Genomic DNA, 2,165 nt, shown 5'->3' on the forward strand with positions numbered 1-2,165 from the left:
AATGTAGGCGCCACTTTTCTCATTTTAGATCGAAATGTCTTAAAAGTCAAAAGGTCGGAAGATTTTAACACATCCTCACATCAGCATATCAATAACTCCCGCTGATTTCACAAATTATGGCTGATCGTTACATTCCTAATTTATCATTCTAAACTCATAATTCATAAACCCCACTTTCCAAACCCAAAATCCCTTTTTTTATGGCTTGATGGAGATTTGTGATTTTATTGAGAGCATCGTCACCCATTAATATTTTTTGCCCTGTTAGTATAGCTGGGTTTTCTTCTGCTTTAGCTAAAAAGCTAGTCAGAAAATCTAATCCTTTTAAACTTTGATCCTCAATAGAGATCTTGAGGAAGCCAAGAGAATGCAGTAAACTTTTTAGTTGTTTCGATGAGATTAAATGATTATTGATTTTATTATCCACCCAAGGCAGTGGGTAAGTCAAAGGACTTGTGTTATTACTAAGCACATCGTAATAGATAAATTGCCCACCTTTTTTGAGTACTCGCTTGACTTCGGAGTAGAGTTTCTTTTTATCGGCTACACACATTTGTACATGTTGTGTGATGATCAAATCAAAATGATCAGAAGGGTAGGGTAATTGCGTGGCATCAGCTTGAATAAACACAGTTTTATCTTCGAAACCAGTCAGTTTTGATATAGATTTGGCTGTAGCGATATGCTGTTCAGAATAATCAATACCATTCACCTGACAGCTAAATTTTTCAGCAAGCATTCGACAAGTACCACCCAAACCACAACCTAAATCGAGAACTTGAGAATTACTATCTAGATCAATCTGGGAGAAAAGTTCTTCACTCACAGCTCTTCCGCGTACATGGAATTCATCGTAAGCAGAAGTATGCTTTCTGGTGATATCAGCTTTGCAGATGCCTATTTTTTCTATCGCATCAAGAATCATTTGGTATTGGTTTGCCTTCATCTCACAAAGAAAGTAAAGAATGCTGATATTGAAATCATGGGTATTTCTATCTCGATCTATTTTTCTTACTTTTAGGTCTTGTAAATAGAAAAAGAGATTCAAGAGCGAGTCTCTCATTTTAAAATTCTTATCCGATTATGAAGATCATATCCTATAATTTAAATGGCATACGTGCCGCTATTAGTAAAGATTTGGTTGGCTGGTTAAAGTCCGAAAATCCAGATATCCTATGCATTCAGGAAACCAAGGCTCAGCCAGAGCAAATCGAATCTCATCTTTTTGAGGAACTGGGTTACCATTGCTACTGGCATTCGGCTGTAAAGAAGGGCTACTCAGGTGTGGGTATCCTAACTAAGATAAAGCCGAATAAGATATATATCGGCGTTGACAATGAAGATTTCGACGTGGAAGGACGCGCTATTCGTGCCGATTTCGATGGCTTTTCAGTGATGTCAACCTATCATCCTTCTGGTACAACAGGGGGGATTCGTCAGGATTATAAAATGGGTTGGTTGAACTTCTTTCATGGCTACGTTCAGGAATTGAAGAAGGAGATTCCTAACTTGATTATTGCTGGTGATTACAATATTTGTCACAAGCCTATTGATATCAACAAGCCAGAAAAGAAGAAGGGCGTATCGGGTTTCCTACCTGAAGAACGTGAGTGGGTATCTGAATTTATTGCCTCTGGTTTTATCGATAGTTTTAGAGTATTCGATCAGTCAGCAGACAAGTATTCGTGGTGGAGCTACAGAGCAGGTTCTCGTGGCAAAAACCTTGGCTGGCGCATTGATTACAATATGGTGAGCGAAAGCTTGCGAGAGAGGCTAAAAGGCGCTTCAATTCTTGCTGATGTGGTACACTCAGATCATTGTCCAGTGGTGGTTGAGATTGATTAAGAATTAACCGTTGTAATAAAATATAAAAGCCGTCAGAATATTTATTCTGGCGGCTTTTGCTGTTCTAATGGTATTAATTCAATTTATCCTCATTCCACTTTCGTGGATTGTTCAAAATGTATTCTGATATCCTATCAAATGCCCTGTTGTTTCGGATGATGTGTTCCCAATAATTCCGCTGCCATAATCGTTTATTGAATTGGTTCCAATTTTTGGTTTCTATTCCTTTAATATATTCGACGCTGGTTATCGATTTAAACGCCCCTATAATATCTCCTACGGTCGGTTGTATTTTCGTTTGGGGTAATCCCGTTGGGGCA

The 2,165-nt window shown here is 38.3% G+C and carries 2 protein-coding genes and 1 pseudogene; 1 reads left to right on the forward strand and 2 read right to left on the reverse strand.

Annotation, left to right across the window (positions count from 1 at the left end; all coding sequences use genetic code 11):
* Window positions 1-154 precede the first annotated feature (154 nt).
* Complete coding sequence (locus tag ABY905_RS16705) at window positions 155-1,063, reverse strand: methyltransferase domain-containing protein (RefSeq protein WP_372645937.1); 909 nt, start codon at window positions 1,061-1,063, stop codon at window positions 155-157.
* Window positions 1,064-1,083: 20 nt separating this feature from the next.
* On the opposite strand from ABY905_RS16705, the gene ABY905_RS16710 reads away from it, so the two are divergent.
* A complete protein-coding gene (locus ABY905_RS16710) occupies window positions 1,084-1,845 on the forward strand; it encodes an exodeoxyribonuclease III (RefSeq protein ID WP_372645940.1) in 762 nt (253 codons plus the stop codon).
* A 73-nt stretch (window positions 1,846-1,918) separates the two neighbouring features.
* Here the strand turns inward: ABY905_RS16710 and ABY905_RS16715 are convergent.
* Window positions 1,919-2,165 (reverse strand): annotated as a pseudogene (locus tag ABY905_RS16715) (hypothetical protein); the annotation flags it as partial.

Source organism: Ancylomarina sp., assembly GCF_041555295.1.
In the GTDB taxonomy this organism is placed as follows: domain Bacteria; phylum Bacteroidota; class Bacteroidia; order Bacteroidales; family Marinifilaceae; genus Ancylomarina.